Source organism: Paraburkholderia heleia NBRC 101817 (assembly GCF_000739775.1).
Lineage (GTDB): Bacteria > Pseudomonadota > Gammaproteobacteria > Burkholderiales > Burkholderiaceae > Paraburkholderia > Paraburkholderia heleia.
Window position 1 is genome coordinate 1 of the sequence record NZ_BBJH01000080.1, and the last position, 6,035, is coordinate 6,035.

Consider the following 6,035-nt stretch of genomic DNA (forward strand, 5'->3'; position numbering starts at 1 on the left):
ATTGCGGTAGGAATACCAGTTACCCGATACCCCCCGCTTAGATCCGAACGTGCCCAATTCAGGCATTCGGCTCCCACCTCGAGTGATTGACGGCAAATCGGTGATCTGGCCAGGCATGAAGAATCTGCGGTTGAGGCAACCACTCGTCTGCCAGACGCTGAATACGCTGCCACGTCATCGTGTCCTTCTGACTGCGACGTCGGAGCGTCCGCCGCCAGATGTTCATAATGCCGTGCCTGAACGCACGCAGCGACCGGATATTGGTCGGAACGGCATGGTACGCAAAGTAGCCCCGAACGATCTGCGCCAGCCAGCGGCCTTGTGAGGCGATCGGCTCGCGCATACGCAGGCGCATTTGCTCCTTGACCTGCTTGAGCTTCGCGCGCAGCCGGTCCTTGCGGCTCTCGCGCTTGAGCTGGAAACTGCCGTTGAGTGACGTTCCACTTATGTGGGTGAAACCCAGATAAGCAAACGTCTCCGGCTTGCCCATGCCCTTACGCCTTCGCCGCTCGGCTGTATACCGACCAAACTCGAGCAGACGGGTCCTCTCCGGGTGCAGCGTGAGGTCGAATTCCTCCATGCGTTGCCGCAGTTCCTTCATCAGCAGCAGCGCATCTGCTTCGTACTGGAAGCCTCGCCTGCAAGGCATCAGCCGACGCGGCGACACTTACCTGCGTACGCTGTTGATCCACGGTGCACGAGCAGTCCTGCGCTACGTACAGGAGAAAACTGATCCGCATAGCGTCTGGCTGCAGCAACTGATCGCGCGACGCGGACGCAACTGCACCGCGGTCGCGCTGGCCAACAAGAACGCGCGCATCATACAGGCGCTTCTCAGCGGCGACGCGAACTACATCGCACCACGCGCGGTCCTTTAAACGAACATACATCTCCAACACAGCGCATGACTCACCTCGATTTGCGAAGCTTCTTAAAGCGATGACGAAATTGGTTGAACCAGCATCCCGAAACCTGTGTTTCCTGCCGGCTGACCTTCGGGCAAGCCGTGAATTTGCTAAGGACGGGGTGTGCGGATCTCATCAAGGCTGCGGGCGTGCTTCGGCAAGTCGCCCAACGGCAAGCCGGATACATGCATGCAGACCGTTTCGACATCAGGAAAAAGAAGCTTGCAAAAGGCGTCGGGTCCATACATGCAGGATTCACGCATCAATATGCCAGGTCCCTGCAAATCCCACAACACCATTTCGACCTCGGAGCCTTACTGCATAAGCCTTCGCGGATTGTTCAGGGCCGACTACTAAACGGCACTGGCGGCTTCGCAACGCCCTTCGCACAGGCAGTCTTACAGGACAAGGGACAAGTGATCGACGAGAACTTCGCGATCAACGACTGGGAGCAATACAATGCCCATGACTTCCAGCAATACGTGACTCAGTTCGTCGTGCTCGCGCAGTCGGCCGGAAAGAAGGTCATGCTCGAGGAGCCGAACCCTCAGTGCGACAAGGCGACCGGTCAGGAGGTCGTGAGCGGCCAGCCGATCGGCACTAACCCGCTCGTCGCTGTAATCAATCAAGTGGGCCAGTCCTACGGCGTTCCCGTCGTGCATCAGTACGCCACGATTCTCGCAATTGCTGGCTGGTGCTCGATGCTCACAGACGGGACGCACCCAAATGACGCCCTCTACCAGATCAAGGTGCAGAACACGTTCGACGTGCTACAACCGATCATCGGGGCGCTCCGGTGACCGGCGTCTCGATGGATCTCTGACCCTTTCTCAGCCGTTATAATGCGCCCAACCACAATTACATATGAGTTGGAGCCATGATTCATCGGGGATCGCGCATTGATGACATTGAGATCTTGCGTGCGTTTGCGGTCATATTTACCGTTTTGGGGCACGTGAAATCGCTCTTCTTTTGGGGAAACGACTCGCTGGCTGTCGTTGACAGGTATTTCGGACTGTGGACTGGCGTCGACCTGTTCTTCGCTATCTCTGGGTTTGTTATTGCCCGAGATCTCCTACATCGACTGGATCAAGTAGGGAATAGCGAGAGCTTCTGGAGAACTGTTTTTGCGTTCTGGATTCGTCGCGTCTACCGAATCTGGCCGACTTCGTGGCTATGGGTCGGAGTGCTGCTGGTACTGTGCATCGCTTTCAGTACGACTCACGCTTTCGGATTCCTTTCATCCAATATTGCAGACTTCGCGTCCGTCGTAATGCAGGTAGCAAACTTCCATTTTTGGCACTGTCAGGTCAACCATCTGTGGGGCGAGTGCGGGGGTGCCGCTCCGTGGTGGAGTCTGTCCCTTGAAGAACAGTTCTATCTGATCCTGCCGTTCGCCTTCCTCATATTCAAGCGCAGGCTTAAGTATTTGATGATTGCGGCAGTATTCGCGCAGATCTTCATTCCGAGGACAGTCTGGTCTTTCGGTTGGATTATCCGAACCGATGCTATCTGTCTCGGCGTTTTGATCGCCATCTTCAGCCGGAGTCAAATCTACGCGCTTCTTGAGCCGAAGTTCCTTGAACGCCGATTTCCCGCGGCAGCATTCGTAGGCCTGATGTTGTTTCTGCTCGCAGCCCTTCCATCAAATTGGGACGGAAAGATCAATCCGGTTCCGTTTTCTACTGGTATGGTTGCCGTGGTGTCGGCCATATTCGTGTTTGCAGCATCATTTGACCGAGACTATTTCATCCGGAACAGGGTGGCAAAAAGCATCTTGCTTTGGATCGGAACCAGGTCATTTGGCCTATACCTGATTCACGGGATCTCCATGTTTGTAACGATCGCGATCTGGCGACATGTCGAGCCGACAGACACGATCTTCGGAGGTAACTTCACGCTACGTTTCCTGCTTACATGGCTGGCGCTCATGTGCGGTCTAACTGAACTCAACTACCGATTCATTGAATCTCCTCTGCGACTTAGAGGACGCATCGCAGCAAAGTCGATGGAAATCGGCGACGTGGCCGAACCACGGCGCGAGCACCGCGAAACGGGCCCAGTGGTACCTGAAGAAGCTGCCTCCACGTAACCCTTCTACTAGACGACCCATGTTCACATTCCGTCAACGCGTCATTCTCAAGTTCCGCCAGAAGATATGGCCCGGGCTCCTCGTTGGCAGCGCACTTATCGCCATTGCTATCGCCGCCCAGTTCGAGATGGTCCGCATTCTCCCGCCTTCGCCCTGATCCCCCGATGACGACACAACAAGAACGAGCGCGATCCGGATTCTCGCCCGCTGCTCTCTCGTGCCTCGCATTCTTTGCGCTGGCTGCCGCTTACTCCACCTACGTTCATATCCAGAGCGCCAATCTCTTCTACGAGGCGCAATTTCTGCACTATGAGTTCCTGAAGGAACTGCTCGCGCGCCACGTCACGCCGCGCGGCTTCTTCACGACGTTCGGCGAGCACATGTTCCCAGGCTATAACCTGATTCTCGCGGCGAACGTTATTCTGTTCCGGATCTGGGGCGGCTTCGATAATGCCGTCTATGCTGTCTTCCTGATCGTCGGCGCGGCGCTGGTCGCACAACGCGTCTACGAGGATGCGGACTGGCATCCGGTGCTTCGCGTTGCCGGTCTCACGCTGATCCTGCTCCTGCTTCTCTCGACCGTCCATAACCCAATGTGGGGCATGGCGTTGGCCGCGGCCGGTGGCGTTTGCCTGTTCGTTATCTGCGCGCGGATTCTGACGACCGCCTTGTGGGCCAATGGCCCACTGCGCTGGTTTTTCGTCCTGTTCCCGATCGCGCAGCTGCTGTTCCTCGGCGGCTACAGCATCGGTGCGCTCGGCTCTATCGGACTCCTCCTGCTCGTGCGCGCGGTGCAAGACCGCAGACTCACGTCACCACTGTGGAAGATCGCCGTGACGATCGCCGTCACCGTGGTTGTCTATGTCGCACTTACGAGCCATTTCAGCGACATGACGGCCAACGTGCCGGCCGCTGGCGCGAAGAGCTTTGAGGCGATGTTCCGGTTCTTCTTCGTGATGATGGGCGCGAGCGTGCTCGGTAAAGCGCTATTCGAGCAGGGCATTAGCCTGCTGCCCTATTACGTCTGTGGAGCCGTCCTCGCACTGGCGTCCATTGGGGTATGGATGCACGCGCTGCGCAAGCGCAATGCAGCCTCGATGTTCGTGCTCGCGCTTTCGGCATACTCGCTCGTCAACATCCTCGCCGTCGCACTGTTCCGTTACCGCAATGGCATCGACGGTGCGATGGGACAGTGGTATGCCGTGCATACTCAGTTCGTTCCGGTGGCGATCGTCTGGTGGCTCTTTGACGTGACCCGCTGGAAGTTGCCCGCGCTTGGCCTCGCGACGGTCATAGCGTTCGCTTCGGCGCTCGCGTACCAGGCGGACTGGAAGAAGGGCGAGTTCGTTCCCGACTATAAGAACGGTTTCATAGCGCAGGCGCCCGTCATTCTGGCATTCCCGGAGACGATCAAGGATAGGAATGACCCGACCCAGACGATGATGTGGTACTGGCGCCAGGTGAAGCCGACGATCGATCTGATGTACCAGCATCGCTTGTGGATCTTCAAGGCTAGTGGCCCGGTCGTGTCTGGCCTGACATACGATAACTGGATAGAGCTGGAAAAGCCGGTGACTTTGTTGTGCCCATCGGGCACACATAGCGCGTCCTTCCGTTTGTGGCGAAAAGACGAATGGCCTTCAGCTTCAGTGGACGTACGCGCTGGTGGCAAGGTCATCGAAGAAAACGCCAACTCGCAGATCTCGGTCGAGTTCAATTCGGGTCCTGCTGTGCTGATGATCGACGCCCGGGATGCGGCAAGGTCGAAACCCCAGACTGCAGCGCCGGACACACGTAAGCTCGTGGCTATCGCATCGCAGTTTCAGTGTCATTGAAGGAGGGCTCCGTGCCGTCGATCGAGTCGATTATGCAGGCGATTCTGCACAATTTTTTCGGCAAACCCATCGACGAAAAGGACGCCTACCGGAAGGGGTATCACGCGCTCCCAGGCGCAGAGAACCCCTACCCCTACGGGACGTGGGACTGGCGCAAGTGGAAGCGCGGGCAGGAAGATGCTGAGCGCGATGACCGTGCGTGGTGACACCTTACGCGTATTCGTAAATCGCCAGGTATCCACCTGTCGCATTGCCTCCTGCTCGCGCGGCCAGACTAGACGAATTGTTCGCTCCGCTCCCCCCAGAGCCCAGCCCCATTGCATTCGCGCCTGCAGCATTCGGCGCGGCCGCGGTGCCGCCAAAACCCAGCCCGATAGGAGCTGATCCGCCAGGGCCGGAGGTCGACGGAACATTCAGGTTGTCGGCAAGGAAGGCCGGCCCTGTTTGACCCGGTATGTTGAGGATATTGCCGCCAGAGGCTGAACCTCCCAACCCGCCAAACAAAACCGAATTGGATATCGTGGCGGGTGCTAACGCTCCGCCAACCCCGCCGCTGGCGGTCAACGAACCAAACGTCGTTGCCCCGCCGTTTGTGCCAACCGCCCCGGTTGAACCAGTGCCGGCGACACCCACAGAATATGAAAGACCGGAGAAACCGGCCGTGAACCGATGCTTGATATAGCCGCCTGACCCACCGCCGCCGCCCTGCGCAATCTGTGTCCCAGAAGTCGCTGCCGCGCCCCCTCCGCCACCTCCTGCACCAAGCATCTCAACAATAATCGAGTTCGTCCCCGGCGTCGGTGTGTAGTCGGCCCTGAACAATCCGCGAAGGCTTATGCAGTAAGGCTCCGAGGTCGAAATGGTGTTGTGGGATTTGCAGGGACCTGGCATTTTGATGCGTGAATCCTGCAAATTCCGACGAGGTACGGATGGGTCCAAAGACGCCAGTGCCAGAGGGAGATTTCTTCCGCCAACCGCTGCGCGAGCAGATCAACTTGAAGCATCCGTTGGTTCGCCTTACCGATCTGATCGGCTGGGATCGACTGGGATCGGCTTGGCGCAGCGATGAGCGCGAGTTTCGTCTCGCACCGTGGGCGCCCGGCGAGTTCACCGCGCTTGATCGCGGGTCTGCTGTACTTGCAGCACGCATTCGACCTGTCGGATGAAGACGTAATCTTGCAATGGCTCGAGAACCCGTACTGG

The 6,035-nt window shown here is 57.9% G+C and carries 6 protein-coding genes and 2 pseudogenes; 6 read left to right on the forward strand and 2 right to left on the reverse strand.

The genetic code is table 11. The features are described from left to right. Window positions 1-58: 58 nt before the first annotated feature. Entirely contained in the window at window positions 59-580 is a 522-nt protein-coding gene (locus tag BHE01S_RS35600) for a hypothetical protein (RefSeq protein ID WP_245639959.1), read from the reverse strand. Window positions 581-629: 49 nt separating this feature from the next. On the opposite strand from BHE01S_RS35600, the pseudogene BHE01S_RS35605 reads away from it, so the two are divergent. The 5 genes and pseudogenes from BHE01S_RS35605 to BHE01S_RS35625 form a co-directional block, all read left to right on the forward strand. Beyond that, a pseudogene (locus BHE01S_RS35605) lies at window positions 630-878 on the forward strand (IS110 family transposase); the annotation flags it as partial. Window positions 879-952: 74 nt separating this feature from the next. Next, a complete protein-coding gene (locus BHE01S_RS35610; RefSeq protein WP_157025870.1) occupies window positions 953-1,705 on the forward strand; it encodes an SGNH/GDSL hydrolase family protein in 753 nt (250 codons plus the stop codon). Between the two features lie 77 nt (window positions 1,706-1,782). Next, entirely contained in the window at window positions 1,783-2,997 is a 1,215-nt protein-coding gene (locus BHE01S_RS35615; protein ID WP_052406260.1) for an acyltransferase family protein, read from the forward strand. A 164-nt stretch (window positions 2,998-3,161) separates the two neighbouring features. After that, a complete protein-coding gene (locus BHE01S_RS35620) occupies window positions 3,162-4,832 on the forward strand; it encodes a hypothetical protein (RefSeq protein ID WP_042273155.1) in 1,671 nt (556 codons plus the stop codon). Window positions 4,833-4,843: 11 nt separating this feature from the next. Then, window positions 4,844-5,038, forward strand: a complete 195-nt coding sequence (locus BHE01S_RS35625; protein WP_157025872.1) for a hypothetical protein — start codon at window positions 4,844-4,846, stop codon at window positions 5,036-5,038. 4 nt (window positions 5,039-5,042) lie between these two features. Here the strand turns inward: BHE01S_RS35625 and BHE01S_RS40015 are convergent, their stop codons facing one another. Beyond that, window positions 5,043-5,723, reverse strand: a complete 681-nt coding sequence (locus tag BHE01S_RS40015) for a glycine-rich domain-containing protein (RefSeq protein WP_456152312.1) — start codon at window positions 5,721-5,723, stop codon at window positions 5,043-5,045. 38 nt (window positions 5,724-5,761) lie between these two features. Between BHE01S_RS40015 and BHE01S_RS37540 the strand changes: the two are divergent. Then, a pseudogene (locus BHE01S_RS37540) lies at window positions 5,762-6,035 on the forward strand (transposase); the annotation flags it as partial.